Origin of the sequence: Paenibacillus sp. YN15, from assembly GCF_003285005.1 — a bacterium.
Taxonomy (GTDB): domain Bacteria; phylum Bacillota; class Bacilli; order Paenibacillales; family NBRC-103111; genus Paenibacillus_AR.
Window position 1 is genome coordinate 49496 of sequence record NZ_QMFA01000004.1, and the last position, 20601, is coordinate 70096.

The following is a 20601-nucleotide window of genomic DNA, read 5'->3' on the forward strand; positions in this document are numbered from 1 at the left end:
TATGGAAGCCTCGACATCGGCGAAGCCAATGTGAGGCCCCTATTCTCCCTTTCAGTCGGGTCAAAGCTTCAATTCGTAAGTATTCATGGCGTACCGGGTGATCTGGGACAGGCGCTCGGTCACATCCCGCTTCCATGCGTCATCCTCCAGGGATCTGGCCAGAAGCAGCATATCCAAGAGCTCGTTGATCCGTTCCTCCAGTATCGCGCCCACAGACTCATGGCGGTGCTCCTTATCGGTTACCGCAACCATCAGATGGGAGATTTCGCTTATTTCCTCAAAGCGTATATACTGTTTTTCCGGTTTGCTGCCCAGTTGGCTTATCAGCTTCGTCATATCCGGCTTGACAGCGGCGAATACCTCGCTGCGGCCGCAGGATTCGCATGTCAGCACCGGCACATGGGCGATCTCCACCTTGCCCTGATAGATGACACTTCGCAGACAGATATTCATCGTCTGACCGCATTTACATTCCTTTTGCAAAAAAACCAGCTCCTTCATCCAAAAAAAGAGAAGGCTGCAGCAGCACATGCCTCCACTCTCTTGTAATTCGACCAGGGAGCCGGTTTTCCTTCCATTAGAGGGCTAGTATTTATTGGCACAACAGCCATTGTCCGCACAGGAAATCCGCATTACTGCTTTTTCCGGTGGGGCAGGCGGGCATATTGGCGGGCAAGGAACGGGAGGTACAGCGCCAGCATGGCCAGGGCTGCGCCGATGGCGTCATTGCGCAGATCATGCCAATCCGACGAGCGGCCGCCGACAAAAAGCTGATGAAACTCATCCGTGAGCCCGTAGGCTGTACTCAGCAGCACGGCAAGGAGCCGCTGCCGCGCAGTAGGCCTGGGACCGGCAATGGCCCACAGAAAGGTCAGACCCAGGACAAAATAAGCGACAAAATGCCCCCAATCGAAGCTTTCCATGGCAGGAAAGAAGCGGTGGAAGAAAGGCATCAGCGATCCCAGCTCATCGCCGGTGCGGGAGGAAAAATAAAAGATGGCTCCCATCACAAGCACGGGAGGAAACCATCGGACCAGCTGCTTGGTCATGCTTGGCCGCCGCCTGCCAGCGCATCCACAAACGCCTTGGAGAACGCGGGAAGATCCGGCGGACGCCGCCCGGAAATAATATTCCGGTCTATGACCACCTCTTCGTCGATCCAGGCCGCCCCGGCATTTTCCAGATCATCCCTGATGCCCGGTGTGGAGGTCATGGTATAACCCTTGACAATGCCTGCCGAAATCAGCACCCAGCCGGCATGGCAGATCTGCGCAATCGGCTTGCCCGCTTCATGGAATTCGCGGGTCAGGCGGAGAACCTGCGGATAACGGCGCAGCTTGTCCGGCGCCCACCCTCCGGGAACGTACAGACCGTCATAATCCGCCGACGATACGTCATCGAAGCCCACATCCGAAGTGATGGGAACCCCGTATTTGCCGTGGAGCACCTTGCCCGCCCCGGTAGCGGCAATATCCACCTGGGCCCCGGATTCCCGCAGACGGAGCACCGGATACCACATTTCCAGATCCTCAAATTCCTCTTCCGTAAAGGCCAGTATCTTTTTGCCGCGCAATTCCATGGCGTTTGTCCTCCTTTTTGGGGATTGCTTTAATGGGAAATGGTTTGTGAAACGGCCCTCAGCCTTTCCTTGATCTCGCTGGACCGGCGCAGGCGCAGCGCCTCGGCCAGAAAGCTCCTCCCTGCCTGGGCATCGCTTTGCAGCACCTGCTCCTTCACCGGGAGCAGGCATTGAACGGACATGCTTAACTCATGAATGCCCAAGCCCAGCCACAGGGGAATCGCCTCCGGATCGCCGGCAAGCTCTCCGCAGACGCTGACCGGAATTCCCTGGGCCCTTGCCGCGTCCGCCACCTGCTTCAGCAGCCGGAGCACTGCCGGATGATACGGATCATACAGATTGGACACCGTTTCGTTCATCCGGTCCACCGCCAGGGCGTACTGGATCAGGTCATTGGTGCCAATGCTGAAGAACTGCACCTCCTCCGCCAGCAGATCCGCCACCACCACCGCTGCCGGCACCTCAATCATGATGCCCACAGGGGTGTTCTCCTTAAAGGGTTTGCCCTCCTGGGCCAGCTCCCTCTTGGCCTGCTCCAGAATTTCATTGGCCTGCCGCACCTCATCCACGGAGGAGATCATGGGATACATAATCCGGATGTTGCCGTGCAGGGCCGCCCGGAGAATCGCCTTCAGCTGGGTTTTGAACAGCTCTCTGCAATCCAGCAGAATGCGGATGGCCCGGTAGCCCAGCGCCGGATTATCCTCCTGGGGCAGATTCATGAAATTCACACTTTTATCCCCGCCGATATCCAGCGTGCGGATCACCAGCGGCCGGTCTCCCAGCTTTACAGCGGCCTCCCGGTACACCTCATACTGCTCATCCTCCAGAGGCAGGGATACCCGGTCCATGTACAGGAATTCCGTCCGGAACAGCCCGACCCCCTTGGCTCCGTATTTCAAGGCCATATCCAGCTCCTTGGCCGAGCTGATATTGACCTTCAGCTCCATCCTGACGCTGTCCTTGGTGACGGTGGGCACATGGGCGATTTGCTTCAGGCGCTCCAGATTGGCCGCAGCGCGGCTTTGTTTCTCTTCGTAGAGGCGGATGATATCCTGGGGAGGGTTTACGATGACGCTGCCCTCATCCCCGTCGATAATCAGAATGTCGCCGGTCTGGATGGCGGCGGGCAGCCGGTTCTCCATTCCCATTACAAAAGGAATCCCCATGGCCCTGAGCATAATGGCGGCATGGGAGGTGGTGCCTCCCAGCATGGTCACCACACCCAGCACCTGGGCGGAATCCAGGCGGGCCAGATGGGACGGGCTCAGCTCCTTGGCCACCAGGATATACGGTGTATCCGCCGGCGGATCGGCCTCCTCCCACTCCCCCAGCAGATGCTTCAGGAGCCGGTTGCCCACATCCTTGATGTCCGCCGCCCGTTCCTTCATGTAATCGTCGTCCAGAAGATCGAACATGCTGACGAATTTGTCGATGGTTTCCTTCACCGCCACCTCCGCCGCCTTGTAATGGCGCTGCATGAGCCCCTGGATTTCGTTCATGAAGATGGGGTCCTCCAAAATGGCCAGATGGGCGTTGAAGATATTGGACTCCTCTTCGCCGATCAGATCGGAGATATCCTGCTTGATGTTCTCAATTTCGCTTTTGGAGCAGCGGATGCCCTCATACAGCTTCTCGAATTCCACTGCCAAGTCCGCCACATCCACCAGCTTGTCCGGCAGCTCCAGCTCCAGTGAGGGCAGCACAAACGCCCTGCCGATGGCAAACCCCGATGCTCCGCCGAATCCCCTAACCATTGGTCTCGCCCCCCGCTGCGCGTATTTCATCCTTCAGAATAACCGACATGACCGACGCCTGCCCCTTCCGGACAGACTTGAACGGGGCAAAGCTCCATGACTTGACCCGGTCGGAGTTGGTGATCAGCATGGGCGTCGCCAGGGATTTGGCGTTTTGGTTCACCTTGTTCAGATTGAACTTCAACAGCAAATCCCCGGCTTCCACCCGATCACCCTGCTTGACCATACAGGTGAAATATTTCCCGTTCAAATGGGAGGTATCGATGCCCACGTGAAGAAGCACCTCCAAACCTTCGTCGGTTGTGATGCCCAAGGCGTGAAGCGACGGGTAAATCAGCGTCACCGTCCCGTTGACCGGGGCTACCAGTTCCCCCTTCTCCGGAAGGAAGGCCACACCGTTGCCGACGATCTTCTTCGAGAAAATCTGGTCCGGCACATCCTCCAGCGGAATCATCCGGCCCAGCATGGGGGAGTTGAACAGCACCTGATGCAGGTCTTTTTTGGTAATGCGGACAATTTCCTCCCGGATCAGCTCCGAGAAGGTGCCGAACACCACCTGGACATTCCCCGCTCCCAGATTGATAATTCCCGCTGCGCCCAGATGCTTGAGGGTGGCGATATCCATCAGCTTGTCGTTGACCAGGGTAAGGCGAAGCCGGGTGATGCAGGCCTCGATGGTCTTGATGTTGTTTTTGCCCCCTAGGGCTTGAAGAATCAACGGCGACCGGTACGGAATATCCCCGGCAAACTCGTCGATGGTGGACCCTTCCTCCCGGCCCGGCGTAGGCAGCTGATACTTGACGATGGCATAGCGGAACAGAAAATAATAAACGGCGGCATACAGAATGCCGATGGGCAAAATCAGCCACTCATTGCGGGCCAGATGCATATTGATAATAAAATCAATGGCCCCGGCCGAATACGAGAATCCGTGGTGGATATTCAGCTCATAGGCAATCCACATGGCAGCGCCGGACAATACGGCATGGATAAAGAACAGATACGGCGCCACAAACAAAAAGGCGAATTCGATAGGCTCCGTCACCCCTGTCAAAAGCGAGGCTAGCGCTGCCGTAAGAAAGGTCTTGCGGATCTTGGGCTTCAAGTCCTCCCGGGCCTCCTGGATGATCGCCAGAGCCACCGCGGGAAGCGCAAACATCATAATCGGGTACAACCCCGCCATGAAGGTGCCCGCAGTGGGATCGCCGGAGAAGAAGCGGGGAATATCCCCGTATACCATGGTGCCGTCGGGCAGCTGATAGGCCCCCAGTTGGAACCAATATACATTGTTCAGAATATGATGCAGCCCCGAGGGAACCAAAAGCCGGTAGCCAAAGCCGTACAGGAACGCCCCAAAGCCGCCCAGGGAAAGCAGAAACTCTCCGATCCGGCCAAACAGCTCCTGCACCCAGGGGCCTACAGCCACCACAATTCCCGATAAGAAGATGGTGGCCACGCTGGTGACCAGCGGCACAAAGCGCGGGCCGCCGAAAAACTGGATATATTCAGGCAGCTGGATAAACCGGAACCGCCTGTAGCACAACGCGGCGAGAACCCCGATCAGGATGCCCCCGAATATTCCCAGCTGCATGGCGCTGCCGGCAAACCGCTCGGTAATCTGCGTAAACATAAAATAGGACAGGACAGCAGACATCCCTGCCGTTCCGCCGTTGTCCGTCAGCCCCATGGCCACCCCCACGGCAAACAGAAAGGGGAGATACTGGATGATCAGACGTCCGGCAAACTCCAGCAATTCTCCAGCCTGGGAAAAATGGACGAGCTGCCAGGGCATATGCCCCAGCCAAAGCAGAATCGCCGCCACCGGCAGGGCCATAGTGGGCAGCATTAATGAACGGCCGAGCTGCTGAAGATTGCCCATCCAATTCATCGTATAGTTTCGGTCCACTTTGTCTTGCCGCGCCATAGTGCAGCTCCTTTCCCACAATGCTCTACCTTTGAATGGTAATGCCTGCCCGGACTTTTGTCAAAGGTTTGTCGGACAATCTCCCCAACAGTCCCGGCCGTAAAACCTCGTCGCAGCAAAAAGCCCGGGTTTCGGACCCGGACTTCTTTGGATGGAGCCGCTTTATTGTTTGGGAAACTGGGATTTGTAGCCGTTGAACTGCTGGTAGGCTTGCTGGATCTTCTGCTGATCGGCAGCCTCAATCTTGTACCAGCCCTTTTGCCACATTTTGTCGAACACCTGATACTGCATGTTGTGCTCGTCGCTCAGGATGCCCTGAACAGCTTCATGCAGCTTCGGATTTTGCATTTCGTTCAAGCCGGTGTTGTAGCTGGCGGTCATATACTTTTCCATGGTCAGAATATCATTCAGCCGGTCGCGGTCGCTGAATTCAGGACCCTGGGCGGTTTGGTTGGCGGCCTCCGGAACAGCGATTTCCACACTCACAAGCGATCCCTCCTTAAATTTATTGAAGCTGGCTCAAAATGGTGTTGTAGTGCTGCTGATGCTTTTTGCCCAAATCCCGCACCAGCTGCGACAACTGCGGGCATTCCATGGTGTTTGCGGTATCCTCGCATTTTTTCACGGCCAACAGCTCCCAGGACAAATAGTCCTTGATATAGAGCAATTCTTTTTCACCGATCAGGTTGCGGTCCTGGGTGAGGGTACTCTGATTTTGCTGCATTTGGTATGCCTCCTTCTGCATTTGTGGCTGAAAGCGGACCCTGCGGCCCGCTTTCAGGTCTGTTCTATATGGTCAGCTGGCTAAAACTTGTTGGAGCTGTTATAGTTTGTGCTCATATTGGTGTTGCCATACTGGGACGTTTGGCTCGAATCGGAACGCAGGTATGCGTCATGGCCCGGCTGGTCGCCCCGGTAGTTGGCCGTATGAAAGGAATTGGGGGAAACATACTGCTGCTGGTTCGTGTTTTGCTGGCTGTTGCCGTATCCGGAATTCATGCCGTAGTTTCCGCCGGAGAAGTTTTGGCCGGATTGGGCGTTGGTATTGAACTGCTGCGGAATACTGTTTTGATTATAAGAGGTGTTGACTTGCCCTTGTGTCGGCTGAAAGGAGTCGGAGCGCAGATAAGCGTCATGACCCTGCTGGTTGCCGCGGTAGTTGGCGGTGTGGAAGGAATCCGGAGATACATATTGGGTTTGGTTTTGTTGATTTTGCTGGTTTTGGCCGTAGGAGGAAACCCCATAGCCGGTATTGGAGGTATACCCGTAATTGACGGAGGTATTGGCTGCGCTGTAGCCGCTTTGGGAAGGCTGGGCCGAGTCGGAGCGCAGATAGGCGTCATGGCCCGGCTGGTCGCCGCGGTAGCTGGCGGTGTGGAAGCTGGCCGGATTTTGGTTTTGGTTTTGGTTTTGCTGTTGGCCATAGACGGAATTCACCATTCCGGTAGGCTGGAAGCCCTTTTGCATACCCTTGTATTGAGAGGTCACATTTTGGTTCACGCCAAAGGAACTGGGAGATTGGGAATCGGATCTCAGATAGTTGTCGTGGCCTTGTTGATTGCCGCGGTAGTTGGAGGTGTGGAATTGCTGGGATTGATGCACAGGTGAATCCTCCCTCATATTTGCTTGCGTTAGTCTTCTCCGGCTCTCCTCCCTGGGGAAGAAGTCTCTCCTTTGAAGCCTCTAATAGTGTCTTCACCTGCACTGTATTTATGTTTGGGAAAAAAAAGAAACGGTGCAGCCGGGCTGCTCCGTTCCGTTTCATATATGCTGCCGAACCAGCCGGTTCAGCTCCGCCGCCGCTTCCAGCGGGCTATTGCTCCGGGTGATGGCGGAAACCACTGCAATCCCGTCGGCTCCCGCTCCCATGACCAATCCGGCATTGGTGCGGTTGATGCCGCCGATGCCAACCCGCGGAACCCCGCCGCACTCGGCCGCCAGCCGGGCAAGCAGCTCAAACCCGATAGCCTCTCCCGCATCAGGCTTGGTAGGAGTGCCATATACCGGTCCGACCCCCAGGTAGTCGGCCTGCTGCTCCAGCGCCCATTGGGCTTCCTCCCAGGAGCCTGCGGATACGCCGACAAAACGGTCCGGCCCCATAAGCTTCCGGACCTCCTGCGCGGGCAGGTCGTCCTGACCCACATGGACTCCGTCCGCATCAAGAATCAGGGCAATATCCACACGGTCGTTAACCACAAAGGGAATGCCCTGCTCCCGGCACAAGGCCCGAAGCCGTCTGGACTCCTCCAGAACCTCCCGCAGCGGCTGGGATTTCTCCCGCCACTGGATCATGGTGACGCCTCCTGCAATGGCTTCCCGGGCAATTTCCGCGGCGGTGCGGCCCCCGTAGCTCTGCATATCCATAACCAGATACAGCTTGAGCCACTCCCGGAGCGGACGGCCGTTCCAATCCACAACCTTACTCATACGCGAAACACTCCTCTCGGACAAAACTGCAGCGAAAGACAGGTGGCTCCGCCCTTCGCTGCGTGTCAGACCTTATAATTTCGGGGAAATGATCAGCGCGCAGGCCGGGTGATGGCGTCCTCTACCTTAATGCAGCGGTCCATAATCACCTGAAGCCCCGCCTTGCCTGCAATCTCCGCTGCTTCCTCGCTGATAATCCCCTGCTGCAGCCACAGCACCTTGGCGCCCGCCTTGACGGCTTCCTCGGCAACCTCCGCACAAAACTCGCTTCTGCGGAAGACATTCACAATATCGATGGACTCGGGCACTTCGGCCAGGGAGTTGCAGCGCTTCTCCCCCAGAATCGTATCCGCGCCGGTGGGATTCACCGGAATAATCCGGTAGCCCCTGTCCTGCATAGCCGCAGCCACCATATGGGAGGTTCTGTCGGGTTTGTCCGACAAACCTACAACGGCGATATTGCCCGCTTTCTCCAGAATCGCTTTAATCTCATCCCGCGACGGGTTTTCGAATGCCATGGGCTTCAGCCTCCACAAATTGATTGGTCATGTTTCAGGATACCGGCTCATAAGACAGGCTCTGCCGCCCCATCGCTTCCCAGGTTTCCAGGAACTGCTGGCGTTCCACGGCGAGCTGCTTTTTGCCGGTCCAGGGATCATTCACATACACATTCTGATCGTCGTACCCTACCAGCAGCACCGCATGCTCCATAAACGTGGTTTTGATCGGTCCCGTAGGCGTGTCCCAGGTTACCCATTTGGCGGGCATCCTGAAATCGATGGTTGTCCAGACCACGGCGGGAATTCCCTGGGACAGCTGAAGCTCCAGCTCCTCAAATTCGCCGCCGGTCAGGTCCACCGCTCCCGGAACATTCTCCTTCAGCACCGGAAACAAGGCCGTATGGTAAATCCCGAAGCCCCGGCCCTTCCCGGAGATTTCTCCCACAAATCCGGTGTTGGGATTCCCCCAATAAGCAGGGGAACCATCGGATTTCAAGGTGATGGGCGTCATATCCACCGGCATCTCGGAGAGGAGGTCCATCTTGGACTTGGCCACGCCGGCGAAATTCAGCAGCATGGACAAGCTGGTGATCTCGCAGCCCGAGGGCAGCTCGGGATGCTGGCGGTAAACCGGCGCATCAAGAAGAACGGATGCCTTTCGCTCTGGCTTGACAGGCGTTGGCGAAGGAACCGGCACAGGCTCGGGAGAGGCGGATCCAGCCGGCCGGAAGGCTATCGGGGCGGCATCGGCATAGGTGGAAATGGCCCATTCCTTCCCCGTTAGCCTGCCATAAATCAGCACGCTGAATACGCCGCTGGAAAACACGAGTCCTACCACCATCACGAAGGCTGCCATATATTTAATTGTCTTCCAGAGAACATTCATCCTGATCACTCTTTTTGCTGTAGTGGCGGTGCTTGTGCGTTGGTCAGATCAGTTCGATTTGGGCGCCGAGATCAAGCATATGACGGAAGAAACCGGGATACGACTTGGCTACGTGATGGGCGTCATTAATGATCAGCCCTTGCTCCGAACGCAAACCTACCACGGACAGGGCCATAATGACCCGGTGGTCATAATGGGCGTTGATCTCTACGCCGCCCTTCACCCCTTCGGGCTTGCCGTGTACGATGATTTCGCTTTGCCGCTCCTCCACATTCGCTCCGGCCTTGTTCAGCTCATGGACAAAGTCGGTAATGCGGTCGCATTCTTTATAACGGAGGTTCTCGACATTATAGAAGCGCGTGGTTCCTTCGGCAAACACGGAGGCGGCCACCATGGCCAATACTCCGTCGGTGAAATGGTCGCCGTCGAATTCACCGCCGCGGAGCTTGCCGTTGCCTGTCACATGGACAGTATCGTTGGTATGGGTCAGCGGCACGCCCATGGCCTTCAGCACATCCACCACCGCCCGCTCGCCCTGGCGGCTCTTCTCGGCGAGCCTGCGCACTGTCACATCGGAGGAGGTGACGGCGGCAGCGGCCAGAATGGCAGCGGAGCCGGGATAATCCCCTTGGACGATATAATCCTTGGCCTGGTAGCGCTGGCGGCCCGGAACCCGGAAATGCATATAATTTTCGGCGGCCTCCACCCGGATTCCTGCCTGTTCAAGGACTTCCAGAGTTTGGCCGACAATCACCTTGGACTTCAGGTCATGAAGTACGGTAATTTCGCTGTCCTCCTCCAGAAGCGGGGTCATGAACAACAGCGAGCTTAAGAATTGGGAGCTGACATTGCCGGAGACGGTAATCCGTCCGCCTCTGGGCTTTCCGCCGCGGATCGTAATGGGAAGTCTGCCGTCACGGTCGGCAACTTCAACTCCCATTTGACGCAAGGAATCAATAAGATCATGATGGGGACGTTTGCCCAGGGATTCGGGATAACGGTTCACGAAGGTGACCTCATCGGGGCAAAGGGCGGCAACGGACATCAAAAACCGCAGCACTGCACCTGCATTGCCCACATCCAGCTCCTTCACCCGGGCAGGGCTGGCGCCGAAACCCCGGATCACCAGCTTGGTGTCATCCTCCGTCAGGGTAGCCCCCAGGTCCCGGATACAGCGGCGCATGGCATCGCTGTCCTCGCTGTGGGCGGGATAATGGATGGTGCTTGTCCCTTCGGCCAAAGCGCCGATCAGAAGATAGCGGGTGGTATAATTCTTGGACGATAATGCCTGTATATCCCCCCGGAGCGCCGGGGTAGGCTTGATCACAGCTTTAAAACCGTTCATCGGGCAAGTTCCCTCCTGAGAGCTTTTTGCACCAGCAAAAAACTGGCTTCGTAAGCATAAGCTTGGGCCGGACATGCGGCCGTTCATAATGAAAAGCTTCCCGCAAGGAAAGCTCGCTTCGCCGTAAGCATGAGCTTATTGACAGTTTACCATATGCGGCAAGCCTTGGGAATGCGGTACAAGTCGCATCCTCCCGAAGTGCCTCGAATCCTACCGCAGATACCGGGAAGTCCCGGTTTGCTCTATCTCGGATTACTGCCGGGAGGTCCGCCGGCGGGCTGGAACGCGGTAAAGCGTTAAATTCAGCGGACATGCGAGAGCCAGACTGCGCGAAACCCGCAGAGGCTTCACGCGTCCAGCATCTCTTGAATCCTGCGGGCCGCCTCCAACGGACTCAGGTTGTCCGTATGGAGCTGCGCATGGGCAAAATCATAGGCATGGCGCCTGGCCTCCACCAGTGTGCGCACCCGCTCCTCCAGGTCCCCCTGCAAGAGCGGCCTGGCCGCATCCCCCTTGACCCGCTGCACAATAACCGCTTCCTCTGCCAGCATGGCTACCACCAGGCCGTTCTCCAGCATCAGCCTGCGGTTCTCCTCCCGCAGCACAGCCCCGCCGCCGGTAGACACCACCTGGCCCTGCCGCTGCAGCAGCTCCCTTAGGCTTTCCGTTTCCCGTTCCCGGAAATAAGCCTCTCCATGCTCCTGGAACATCCGGCTGATGGTCATCCCCGCCTGCTCCTCGATATAGGCATCCGTATCCGTAAACGTCCACCCCAGCCGCTCCGCCAGGATGCGGCCCACAGTGGTTTTGCCGGTGCCCATAAAACCTACAAGCACAATATTTTGCTGCATTGTCTATTCCCTCCCCTCCATAAAATTCCGGAGTCTGTCCGACGGAGTCAAGCTGGCGAAATCCTCGGACAAACTCCCTGCTCATTCTCGGATTTTACCGCGAAAGAAAGGAAATAGGCAAGAGATTCTTTAGAACAGCGCCTAGAACGGCGCCAGATTGGGGGCTGGGTCCAGAATGGAGTCGTATTGCTCCTTCCAGCCGTACCGCGCACCCGGGTCATGGATCATGTAGCGGCGGTATTTGGCGATGCGGTCCTCCTCCTTGGCCCATCCGTAATGCTTCAAGCGGGCGGGATGGCACAAATACGGGAAGGATCGGATGTTCCGGGGAAACCGGCCGCAATGGACCGGCGTTTCCCTCCAGACGTATTCCACCCCCGGCCGGTGCCGGACCAGAAACGGCTGGTAAAAATGATGCGCCCTCCAATATGCGTCATCCCGGTAATGGGTTTCATTCCACATGTCATATAACCGGAAGTATACGGCGTCCTGCTCCTTTAGCCTGACCATCCCCTCGATCTGGGCTGCGAAGGAATCCTCGAAAATCTCGTCCGCATCCAGGGACAATATCCAGTCCGGATTTGTCTTCACCGTTTCATTCCAGGCATACTGGCGCAGCACATATTCATTGCCGAACAGGGATTCAGGCAGGCTGAGCAGGGTCAGCGGCACTCCCTCTAGCACCTCCCGGCAAACCTCCGCCGTCCGGTCCTCGCTTGCATCGTCGATGATGACCGCCGCATCGATAATATCCCGGTAAAACCCCAGCATCCGCCGCAAATACCGTTTTTCCTCATTGCGGACGACCATGGACAGTGTAACCGTTGCACCCGGCTCTCTCATTTTTTGCCTTCCCCTCCTCCCGATTTATTGGGCTTCCTTCGCAAACTTGCCCTCAAAATATTTCTTATTATGCAGCATACTCGGATGCTCCGGGTTATAAGCCAAGGCCCGGTTATTGTACTCATTGGCTTTTTCGTACTGCCCCAGCTGGTCATAACAGAGGCATAAATTCAGCAGAGGCAGCCAGGTCCAGGCATCATGCTCGACAAAAGCCAGCGCCCCCTTGGGCTTCGGCAATACGGTAGCCAATTCATACCAATAGATTGCCTGATCCAGCCGTTTCGGGGATTGGTCATAGAAGAATTTGCCGATGCGGCAGCAGGCCTCCGCCCGGGGTTTGTCGAAATGAAAGCTGCGGAACAAGGCCTGGAGCGCTTTATCCTGCTCATACATCCGGCTGTAGCAGGCCGAAAGCTTCAGACAGGCGTTGATCTGATCCTCCACCCATCCCAGTCCGGTGGCCAGAAATTTTTTATAATAAACCGCCGCTTCCTCAAACAGCTGATTATCCCTCAGCTCATTGGCGAAATAATACAGATCCCGGATGGAAAAATCCTTCCCTGCCGCTTGCTGCTTGCGGTAAATCTGCAAATTCCGGTCGGTATAGGCTTTTTCCTTGCGATGGGTTACCGCCGCCTCGCTGTGGACAATATTCCCGAACACCTCCAGATACTCGTGCACCGCCCCGATCCAGCGGAAGCCCCGCTCCCGCCTGACAATCCGGTTGCGCCGCAGGCTGTAGCTGACCTTCCCGTTGGCATTGACGCCGATGTTGTAAGGCATGGTCACGCTGTCTATGGCAGGGTTCAGGGTGTACAGGGTTTCCGCCAGCAATTGCCGATCCTTGGCCAGGATGATGTCATCCGCGTCCAGCCACATGATATACTCCTTGGTGGCTTTGCTGAATACGTGGTTCCGGGCTGCGGCAAAATCGTCAATCCATGGGAACTCCACAATAACGGCTCCGAAGCTGGCGGCTACCTCCCTGGTTTTGTCCGTTGAGCCCGTATCCGCAATCACAATCTCATCCACCAAATCCTTCACCGACGATAAGCAGCGCTCCAACGCCTCCTCCTCGTTTTTGACGATCATGCACAGGCTGACGGTGACGCTGCGCTCTTTCCGGATGGCGGGAGAGCTGGCCTGCCTGTAAGCGTCCACTCCAGCCAAGTCCGAATCCCGGTAAATATGGTATGCCGGCAGATGGGTATCCACGAACAGGGATAAGCCCAACGCCGCGCTGCGGATGCAAAAATGCCGGTCCTCGCCCCACAGCGACAGGTTCGGGATTTTCCGGAAGCAGACTCCGGCCTCCAGCGCATGTCGGCTGATCAGGGTGCAGGCGCCGAGTCCCCCCACCTCATACAGTCCGGGAACCCGCAATTTATTCAGAAACTCGTGGGTTCTGCGGGCGATTTCCTGATCATCCAATTTTTCGCCGCCGCGGTTTTCGTATAAGGTGTAATGATCCGACATCCATACCTGGGGCATCTCCGGGGAATCCGGCTGCCATTTGGTCCAGAAGACGGTGGAGACAATATCCTTTTTCGCGTTTGCCAGCTGCAGCAGCGTATGCGGATGGAGAACCAGATCGGAATCGGCCAGAAACAGGTAATCAAATGCCTTGGACCTGGCATATTCTATGATGCCGTCCTTCATTCCCGCCACTTTCCAGACCAGCTCTTCCGGCCAATGGTGGGTGTTGTCATTGCGCACGTAAGGCACAGTCGGCGGTTCATGAGCCTGAATAAACGAACCGGGATGTTCCTCCGCGAAGCCAGCCAGCAAAACACGGGAAGCCGGATCATCATTATCGTCAACAAAATAAAACTCCACATCAAAGCCATCTGTGATTAAATCACCCAATGAACGCAAAAACTGCTTCAATATTTCCGGTTTTTGACGGATCGGACTGCCGATCAGAATCCCTGGTTTGCCCATTCCAGCACCTCATTTTAGAAATCTTCTCCTAAAATAGTATTCCGGTCTATCTGTTCTATACCTGGGCAAAACCTCTATTATCCGGTGGTATGGCCAAAATAGGCTGTACATATAGTGAAATATGCCAGGAAAAATGCGAGAGGGTGAACCAAATGCTTGTAAGGGATATTGAGAAATGCCTGGCCGCGGCTGAACAAAAGGGCGTTGCCTTCGGAAGCAGAGCCCTTGGCAAAGGGGCGCTGGTCCATCTATGCCGGCGGCTTGAAGCCGGCCGATCCTATCATATCCTGGAGCTGGGCGGCGGCATGTCGCCGTACTTTTGGGATCAAGTTGCTGTGCAGGATTTTCTGTCTGTATCGCTCTTCCATATTGAGCATGACCCCGGTCTCGCCAGCTTGTGGGAGGGACAGCATCTGGGCAAGGGCTCCTTTCATTTTTACAATCGGCCCTTAAAGCAGCTTTCCGACGAAGAGCGGACGGAGGTATTTGCCAATCCGGAAACCGCCTGGGCAGTTTGGGGCTCTTACGGGCAGGCTGTTCCCCAGGAATTGTTCAACCACTATACCATCCGCAACGCCTTCTATGCAGACATTGAGACGATCCCGCTTGAACCGGCATCCGTGGATGTGCTGATTCTGGACGGTCCCCACGGCAACGGCCGTTCCCTGGCCTTTCCCTTGCTTTATGGCCGCCTGAAGCGGGATGCCCTGGTTCTGATTGACGATTATGACCATTACCCGTTTGTGGAGGATTTGCGGAGCCTGTTTCAAATGGAGGAGCTGGCCCGGGAACCGCGGGGAGAGTACCGGTGGCTGTTATGCCGGTTGACCGGCAAGGAGTAGCGAAAAATTGTGAACGCAGGAGGGGAGAACATGTCCGGTTTGGATGAGCTGAAATCCCGTTTTTTTGTGGACACAGATACGCGGGTGGACCATCTGATTTTTGATTTGCCCAAAAGCTGGTGGAGCCGCCCGTATGAATACGCCTGGTGCTCATCCTTTGCATGGGATGGGGCAGTGGTCCTGGATGCGGCCTGCGGCATCTCCCATCCCTTCAAGTTTTTCCTCGGGGAACGGTGCAGGCTGACCTATGCTTGCGATCAGGATGCCCGGATCAATTCCATCACGGAGATTGTGGCGGAAGTCAGGGCGGATATCGGAGAGGAGGCTGCCGCCCAGGCCGCCGCGAGAATCCGCCCCGGCGGTCCGCTCCATTTGGCCCAGGCCAATCTGACGGCCCTTCCTTATGAGGACGCCTGCTTCGACCTGATTTATTGCATTTCTGTGCTGGAGCATCTGTCCGTGAACGATTGTCTGCAAGCGTTGAAGGAGTTCCAGCTTCCCTGAAGCCGTCAGGGAAGCTGATCCTCACCTTTGACTATCCCACAGTCAACCTGGAGACGCTGCGCCGCCAGATGGACGAAGCGGGCCTGGAATATATGGCGGATGTGAATGACAGCCTGCCCGCCAATGCGGTTCACAGCACCATGTGGGGCGATCTGCATGTTTTCCGGGCGGCGCTTAGGAAGCGGGCGTGAAGAGAGCAAAAAAGCGGGAAGCAAGGTCTGATAGGCCTGAGCTTCCCGTTAGTGTTCCAATTGCCGATCTTTATTTAATCAACTTAATTGAATTGTCACTTACATTTTTTAACAAAATATCTTTGTCAGATTTTAATACCTGCAAATTTGCATCCGCAACTTTCAGTACGACACGACCAGCATTGTCAAGAAGCACAATACCGTAGCCATCGTTTTCACTAAATGTACATACCAATTGACCGTTTAAAGCTTTAACATCTACGATTGGCATTGGCCAAGCTAACTCATCACTTCCTTCTATACTGGCTTTGTACAATTTGAATTGATTTGCTTCATTTTGAGTTGTATAGAACACATTTCCATTAATACTATCAAACCACGATACTGTATGATCGGACAGCTTGATTTCACCATTCCCTTCCAATGAAGACGAATATAATGCGTTATCAGCCTCTTTTACATAATATAGTTTGTCATCAATAATCTTGAACCAGCTTGTGCTTTGATCCACTATCTTATCCGTTTTATTTGTTTTCAGGTTGATTCTGTAAATGAAATTCTGGTCCGATAAGGGTGAACACAACACATAGACATCCTCACCGACGACTGTAGTTGCAGTCGTTAGCGCATATGGTGTGAAACCATCCCAACGTGTAACATGTACAGCAGATCTTGTTAGATTTGGGTCACCAACTATCTTAGCATCTGTTGCTTTTTGATCTTTCGGCAACAATGACAATTTGACGTTATCAGCACCTAAATCTATTATCAATGTTCCATATGCAGTGTCACGGAAGTCCATGTATGGATGCCCTAAAGAAATTGCTTCCGTTTTCCCGTTTTCATCAACCTTAACGAATTTATTGCTACCTGAAAGACCTCCTCCTACATGATAGGTAAACCATAATATGTTATCCCGAATTTGAAAGGATAGACGGGGAGAGGTTCCGGTTGGATTTGTAATATCATAGGTATAAATTTCTTCTTTTGCAGACGGATTCCATTCGGGCGCACGGTATATGTGGTTTATCGTGCCTAGTGTTTCTGCAAAATAATAGTAACCCTTAAATAATACGATGTCATTTTTTCCAGCATCTTGAGACAGTCCGATTTGTTGAATCTGCGGGTTAGTGGATGTAATACTAAGTCCCGCTGCATCACTCCATTGGTAATCCCATCCAAATTCATCATGAGCAAAGCGCCAGGTTAGCGGAAAATACGTAACATCCCTAAAGCTTAATAATGGGTACTCTTCTTTTGAGTTATTGATTTCCTTTCCGTTGATCGTGATGACTGATGCTGGAATCGTCGCAGTATAGGTGGATGCATTTTGGGAATTCGATGTGTACGATTCATAAGATGAAGTAACATGACTTTGTTGAATGCTTAGGCCATTGCTTATTGACCAATTTGTTTCCAGGCCAAGTAGCCTAGAATCATACCATGTCATTGGAAAATAGGTGATATCGTGATAAACCAGAAGTGGATATTCTCGATATTGATTATCCACAAGATGACCATTTAAGCTTACGGTAAAATTCGGCAGTGCAACTTTCGCGACTCCATTAGCAGCGCGACTATGCCCCGGCGTAGCCAACAAGTTGAAAAACAACAGAAAAATGACTGTACTTAAAATAATTTTCATTTTCAAAGTGCAACAACTCCTCTCCGCATAAATTAACGCTGGGCATTGACAAAAAGTTGCAGATTAATTTCACATTTGAAGCAAAAGAGCTTGTATAACTTTTCTCTCTACACTCATTAACATCACAAAAAAGAAACGGCCAAGCTCCCCTAAAAGAATTAACGGGGAGCTTGAACCAAACAATTCACACCAGCTTATGGATTGGTGAAATTTATACTTACATCTTCGGAATCCCATTCTGTATAGTTATTTACAATTACTTTGTTATAATCTGTGCTGTATTTTATAAATGCCCCTCGCTTATTGGGTTCTGTATTTGTATCATTAACTGGAGCGTAATAGCCGTTACTTTTATACAAAAATGCTTAGCTAAATTTAGCATTGTGCAGATAAGATCCGTTTGTAAAAACCGCATCATTTTGGCATAACGTTATTTGTCTATCAAAAACTCCATTTGTTTGCCACACATTTTGATCTCCAACATAATAGATAAAGTTCAGGTACGAAATACTAAAATTACTTGCATCAAGAACTTTTGTCTCTAAAAATCCGTCTTCCCTAATTTGTGAAATCATATACACTTGTTTTCCAGGTGTTAAAGCACTTATGGTGCTACCGTCACTTGGAACGGCGTGCTGACCTAACGTCGAACTATTATAAACACCTCTCCAGCCTACTATATTACCAGTCGCTCCCCCAGCTCCATACCAAAGTCCAACATCAATAATAAAATTGGTGATAGGCGAAGAAACAGAGTAGAATAAATAGCCAGAAGTTGAGCTTGCAATTGATGCAGAAGGTATGGTTAAAAACGCGGATTCTGCATTAAACCCAGCTGATGAAGAGACTACTTCATATCCAATGCCATCGTCGCCAATACGGGAGGAATACGGCGTACTCATAGTGCTGTATTGGTTTGAGGCATTTTTACCATGTACAAGAATGGGCGTGGTCTCCACCACTCCCTTTACATAGTTTTGAATTTGCTCATCAGTAAATTGATACACTGCTGCTTGTTTTTTTAAAAACAGTACTTCTTCATTATACAGAGCTGACTTTGAAATGCTTTCTGAAGCATCTTCCTCGCTGTAGATACTATCATTTTTCAGATTTGTTGTTTTTACAAATGGAGTCAAATCTACATTATGTTCTTTCAAAAAAGTTATGGCTTCATCACCGACGACATAGTCATTGGGTTTAGCTTGAGTATAAGAAGGAATTACTAAAGATAATAACAACAACATAGATATACCACCAATAGCCAAAGTATTCTTAACTTTCATGTTTTTTGATCCTCCTTAAATGAGATTCTTTCTTTAATTAAATTTATTTTTACTCATTCGTCCTTTTAACCCTTACAAATTCAATACTTATATCTAGCTCGTATTCAGAAAGATATAAAGCATAAATTTTACGCCTCCTAGTTTGTGGATATATAATCCAATATAATCCTCCTTTTTCTATATATCAACCATTTAATCCTTTTTTAATTGTATTTTTTAGGTAAATGCATAGCCGCTTAATTGACAAACTATTTATCAAATCACTCAATCTATTCTTAATTCGTTTTTAGTGACATACCAATAAAATTTTGATAAATTTCAATTTTTTAGAATATAATTAATAAGTTAACAAAGTCCACATCAATCGGCGAATAGGGTAAAGAAAAAGTAAGAATTTTATTAAAAATATTTCATTGTCGTTTTTAGTCGTTGCTATTGATTCATTTGTGCATTGCCACCAACAGGTACAAACCGCCACAAACTCTTAAAAATTGATTAAGTTATTTCTAATAAAATAAAAATATATATATTTTTGGAAATGTAGTTTTTTTGGTTTTCTTCGGAAGTTATAATTAAACCTGGTTACAAAAGAAAAAGCGGCTGGTACTCCTCCTGTTCAAGAGGAATACCAACCGCTTTATTTACGCTATATTACCGATTATTCTAAATTTACTATTCCAGCCACTGATAATGGAAGAAGCCTTCCTTGTCCACCCGCTCGTAGGTGTGGGCGCCGAAATAATCCCGCTGGGCTTGCAGCAGGTTGGCCGGCAGGCGGGCTGTCCGGTAGCTGTCGTAGTAGGACAGGGCCGAGGAGAAGGCCGGCAACGGGATGCCCAGACGGACCGCGGTGGCCACTACCTTGCGCCAGGAATCCTGGTACTTGTGGATGACGCTGCTGAAGTATTCGTCCAGAAGCAGGTTCTTCAGCTCCGGATTGCGGTCATACGCATCCTTGATATTCTGCAGGAAGGCCGCCCGGATAATGCAGCCGCCGCGGAAGATCATGGCGATGCCGCCGTAATCCAGATCCCAGCCGTACTCCTTGGAGGCGGCCCGCATTTGGGCGAAGCCTTGGGCATAGGAGCAGATTTTGCTGGCGTAGAGGGCTTGGCGCACCGCTTCAATAAACTCAGCGCGCTCCACACCCAGGTCGGCTGCGGCAGGACCGTTCAGCACCTGGCTGGCGGCCACCCGCTCCTCCTTCATGGCGGAGATAAACCGGGCGAACACGGACTCGGTAATCAGGGACAGGTGCACGCCCAGATCCAGGGAGCTTTGGCTGGTCCACTTGCCGGTGCCCTTCTGGCCTGCGGTGTCCTTGATAATGTCCACCATCGGCTTGCCGGTTTCGGGATCGGTTTTGGTGAAGATATCCGCCGTGATTTCAATCAGATAGCTGTCCAGCTCGCCCTTGTTCCATTCGGCAAAAATCTCGTGCAGCTCCGCCGGAGTCAGACCCAGCCCGTCCTTCAGCAGCTGGTAGGCTTCGCAGATCAGCTGCATATCGCCATATTCGATGCCGTTATGCACCATCTTCACATAGTGGCCGGCTCCGTCCGGGCCGATGTAGATGCAGCAGGGATCGCCCTTCACCTTGGCGGAAATAGCCGTCAGGATGGGAGCTACCAGCTCGTAGGCATCCTTCTGGCCGCCCGGCATAATGGCGGGACCCTTCAAGGCGCCCTCCTCGCCGCCGGAAACGCCGGTGCCGATAAAGCGGAAGCCCTTGGCCTCCAGCTCCTTGTTGCGCCGCTGGGTGTCCGGGAAATAGGCGTTGCCGCCGTCGATGAGAATATCCCCTTGATCCAGGTAAGGCAACAGCTGGTTGATGGTATCATCGGTAGGCTTGCCCGCCTTAACCATGATCAGAATCCGCCGCGGCGTCTCCAGGGACTGGACAAACTCCTCTACCGAGAAAGCCCCCTTCAGGTTTTTCCCCGGATTCTCTTCCAGAATTTCCTTCGTTTTCTCGGGAGAACGGTTATACACGGCCACCGAAAAGCCTCTGCTCTCAATGTTCAGCGCCAGGTTCTTCCCCATAACCGCCAGACCGACTACTCCGATTTGCTGCTTGGACACG

21 protein-coding genes are annotated in these 20601 nt (G+C 53.1%); 3 read left to right on the top strand and 18 right to left on the bottom strand.

Annotation, left to right across the window (positions count from 1 at the left end):
• Positions 1–60 precede the first annotated feature (60 nt).
• The 15 genes from DQG13_RS04860 to DQG13_RS04930 all read right to left on the bottom strand — a co-directional run bounded on the left by DQG13_RS04860 (position 61) and on the right by DQG13_RS04930 (position 14053).
• Positions 61–483, bottom strand: coding sequence for a hypothetical protein (locus DQG13_RS04860; protein WP_113018820.1), 423 nt, complete (start codon positions 481–483; stop codon positions 61–63).
• A gap of 149 nt (positions 484–632) precedes the next feature.
• Entirely contained in the window at positions 633–1049 is a 417-nt protein-coding gene (locus DQG13_RS04865; protein ID WP_113018624.1) for a VanZ family protein, read from the bottom strand.
• On the bottom strand, positions 1046–1579 hold the full coding sequence (locus tag DQG13_RS04870) for a type 1 glutamine amidotransferase domain-containing protein (RefSeq protein ID WP_113018625.1): 534 nt from the start codon (positions 1577–1579) through the stop codon (positions 1046–1048). Before DQG13_RS04870 ends, DQG13_RS04865 begins: the two co-directional genes overlap by 4 nt.
• Positions 1580–1608: 29 nt before the next feature.
• Complete coding sequence (gene ptsP, locus DQG13_RS04875) at positions 1609–3336, bottom strand: phosphoenolpyruvate--protein phosphotransferase (protein WP_113018626.1); 1728 nt, start codon at positions 3334–3336, stop codon at positions 1609–1611.
• A complete protein-coding gene (locus DQG13_RS04880; protein WP_113018821.1) occupies positions 3329–5224 on the bottom strand; it encodes a glucose PTS transporter subunit IIA in 1896 nt (631 codons plus the stop codon). The genes ptsP and DQG13_RS04880 overlap by 8 nt, the downstream gene beginning before the upstream one ends.
• A gap of 198 nt (positions 5225–5422) precedes the next feature.
• Entirely contained in the window at positions 5423–5746 is a 324-nt protein-coding gene (locus DQG13_RS04885; protein WP_113018627.1) for a spore coat protein, read from the bottom strand.
• 19 nt (positions 5747–5765) lie between these two features.
• Positions 5766–5984 (bottom strand): hypothetical protein, encoded by a 219-nt coding sequence (locus DQG13_RS04890; RefSeq protein WP_113018628.1) that lies wholly within the window; start codon positions 5982–5984, stop codon positions 5766–5768.
• 80 nt (positions 5985–6064) lie between these two features.
• Positions 6065–6862, bottom strand: coding sequence for a hypothetical protein (locus tag DQG13_RS04895; protein ID WP_258525466.1), 798 nt, complete (start codon positions 6860–6862; stop codon positions 6065–6067).
• A gap of 159 nt (positions 6863–7021) precedes the next feature.
• A complete protein-coding gene (gene thiE, locus DQG13_RS04900) occupies positions 7022–7687 on the bottom strand; it encodes a thiamine phosphate synthase (protein WP_113018629.1) in 666 nt (221 codons plus the stop codon).
• A gap of 92 nt (positions 7688–7779) precedes the next feature.
• Positions 7780–8205, bottom strand: a complete 426-nt coding sequence (locus DQG13_RS04905) for a CoA-binding protein (protein WP_113018630.1) — start codon at positions 8203–8205, stop codon at positions 7780–7782.
• A gap of 34 nt (positions 8206–8239) precedes the next feature.
• Positions 8240–9073 carry a C39 family peptidase gene (locus tag DQG13_RS04910; RefSeq protein ID WP_113018631.1) on the bottom strand — a complete coding sequence of 278 codons (834 nt, stop codon included), beginning with the start codon at positions 9071–9073 and terminating at the stop codon, positions 8240–8242.
• Positions 9074–9116: 43 nt separating this feature from the next.
• On the bottom strand, positions 9117–10418 hold the full coding sequence (gene aroA, locus DQG13_RS04915) for a 3-phosphoshikimate 1-carboxyvinyltransferase (RefSeq protein ID WP_113018632.1): 1302 nt from the start codon (positions 10416–10418) through the stop codon (positions 9117–9119).
• A gap of 347 nt (positions 10419–10765) precedes the next feature.
• Complete coding sequence (locus tag DQG13_RS04920; protein WP_113018633.1) at positions 10766–11269, bottom strand: shikimate kinase; 504 nt, start codon at positions 11267–11269, stop codon at positions 10766–10768.
• 141 nt (positions 11270–11410) lie between these two features.
• On the bottom strand, positions 11411–12112 hold the full coding sequence (locus tag DQG13_RS04925) for a glycosyltransferase family 2 protein (protein WP_113018634.1): 702 nt from the start codon (positions 12110–12112) through the stop codon (positions 11411–11413).
• Between the two features lie 24 nt (positions 12113–12136).
• The gene (locus DQG13_RS04930) at positions 12137–14053 is read right to left on the bottom strand and encodes a glycosyltransferase (RefSeq protein WP_113018635.1); all 1917 of its coding nucleotides are present in this window, start codon (positions 14051–14053) and stop codon (positions 12137–12139) included.
• A 152-nt stretch (positions 14054–14205) separates the two neighbouring features.
• Here DQG13_RS04930 and DQG13_RS04935 point away from each other — a divergent pair, with 152 nt between their 5' ends.
• The 3 genes from DQG13_RS04935 to DQG13_RS31395 are packed head-to-tail and all read left to right on the top strand — an operon-like array spanning position 14206 to position 15590.
• Positions 14206–14895, top strand: coding sequence for a class I SAM-dependent methyltransferase (locus DQG13_RS04935; RefSeq protein WP_113018636.1), 690 nt, complete (start codon positions 14206–14208; stop codon positions 14893–14895).
• 30 nt (positions 14896–14925) lie between these two features.
• On the top strand, positions 14926–15399 hold the full coding sequence (locus tag DQG13_RS04940) for a class I SAM-dependent methyltransferase (RefSeq protein WP_258525467.1): 474 nt from the start codon (positions 14926–14928) through the stop codon (positions 15397–15399).
• The gene (locus tag DQG13_RS31395; RefSeq protein WP_258525468.1) at positions 15363–15590 is read left to right on the top strand and encodes a hypothetical protein; all 228 of its coding nucleotides are present in this window, start codon (positions 15363–15365) and stop codon (positions 15588–15590) included. Before DQG13_RS04940 ends, DQG13_RS31395 begins: the two co-directional genes overlap by 37 nt.
• A 70-nt stretch (positions 15591–15660) precedes the next feature.
• On the opposite strand, the gene DQG13_RS04945 is transcribed toward DQG13_RS31395, so the two are convergent.
• The 3 genes from DQG13_RS04945 to gndA form a co-directional block, all read right to left on the bottom strand.
• Positions 15661–17235, bottom strand: a complete 1575-nt coding sequence (locus DQG13_RS04945; RefSeq protein ID WP_258525477.1) for a DUF5050 domain-containing protein — start codon at positions 17233–17235, stop codon at positions 15661–15663.
• A 365-nt stretch (positions 17236–17600) separates the two neighbouring features.
• Complete coding sequence (locus DQG13_RS04950; protein WP_113018638.1) at positions 17601–18518, bottom strand: hypothetical protein; 918 nt, start codon at positions 18516–18518, stop codon at positions 17601–17603.
• 672 nt (positions 18519–19190) lie between these two features.
• Positions 19191–20600, bottom strand: a complete 1410-nt coding sequence (gene gndA, locus DQG13_RS04955; RefSeq protein ID WP_113018639.1) for an NADP-dependent phosphogluconate dehydrogenase — start codon at positions 20598–20600, stop codon at positions 19191–19193.
• Position 20601 lies beyond the last annotated feature (1 nt).

What these genes read in the sequence shown, in the direction of transcription:
- DQG13_RS04865 (WP_113018624.1), bottom strand. Translation starts at nt 1,049, where the DNA reads ATGACCAAGCAGCTGGTCCGATGGTTTCCTCCCGTGCTTGTGATGGGA.
- DQG13_RS04870 (WP_113018625.1), bottom strand. Translation starts at nt 1,579, where the DNA reads ATGGAATTGCGCGGCAAAAAGATACTGGCCTTTACGGAAGAGGAATTT.
- ptsP (WP_113018626.1), bottom strand. Translation starts at nt 3,336, where the DNA reads ATGGTTAGGGGATTCGGCGGAGCATCGGGGTTTGCCATCGGCAGGGCG.
- DQG13_RS04880 (WP_113018821.1), bottom strand. Translation starts at nt 5,224, where the DNA reads ATGAATTGGATGGGCAATCTTCAGCAGCTCGGCCGTTCATTAATGCTG.
- DQG13_RS04890 (WP_113018628.1), bottom strand. Translation starts at nt 5,984, where the DNA reads ATGCAGCAAAATCAGAGTACCCTCACCCAGGACCGCAACCTGATCGGT.
- thiE (WP_113018629.1), bottom strand. Translation starts at nt 7,687, where the DNA reads ATGAGTAAGGTTGTGGATTGGAACGGCCGTCCGCTCCGGGAGTGGCTC.
- DQG13_RS04905 (WP_113018630.1), bottom strand. Translation starts at nt 8,205, where the DNA reads ATGGCATTCGAAAACCCGTCGCGGGATGAGATTAAAGCGATTCTGGAG.
- DQG13_RS04910 (WP_113018631.1), bottom strand. Translation starts at nt 9,073, where the DNA reads ATGAATGTTCTCTGGAAGACAATTAAATATATGGCAGCCTTCGTGATG.
- aroA (WP_113018632.1), bottom strand. Translation starts at nt 10,418, where the DNA reads ATGAACGGTTTTAAAGCTGTGATCAAGCCTACCCCGGCGCTCCGGGGG.
- DQG13_RS04920 (WP_113018633.1), bottom strand. Translation starts at nt 11,269, where the DNA reads ATGCAGCAAAATATTGTGCTTGTAGGTTTTATGGGCACCGGCAAAACC.
- DQG13_RS04925 (WP_113018634.1), bottom strand. Translation starts at nt 12,112, where the DNA reads ATGAGAGAGCCGGGTGCAACGGTTACACTGTCCATGGTCGTCCGCAAT.
- DQG13_RS04930 (WP_113018635.1), bottom strand. Translation starts at nt 14,053, where the DNA reads ATGGGCAAACCAGGGATTCTGATCGGCAGTCCGATCCGTCAAAAACCG.
- DQG13_RS04935 (WP_113018636.1), top strand. Translation starts at nt 14,206, where the DNA reads ATGCTTGTAAGGGATATTGAGAAATGCCTGGCCGCGGCTGAACAAAAG.
- DQG13_RS04940 (WP_258525467.1), top strand. Translation starts at nt 14,926, where the DNA reads ATGTCCGGTTTGGATGAGCTGAAATCCCGTTTTTTTGTGGACACAGAT.
- DQG13_RS04945 (WP_258525477.1), bottom strand. Translation starts at nt 17,235, where the DNA reads ATGAAAATTATTTTAAGTACAGTCATTTTTCTGTTGTTTTTCAACTTG.
- DQG13_RS04950 (WP_113018638.1), bottom strand. Translation starts at nt 18,518, where the DNA reads ATGAAAGTTAAGAATACTTTGGCTATTGGTGGTATATCTATGTTGTTG.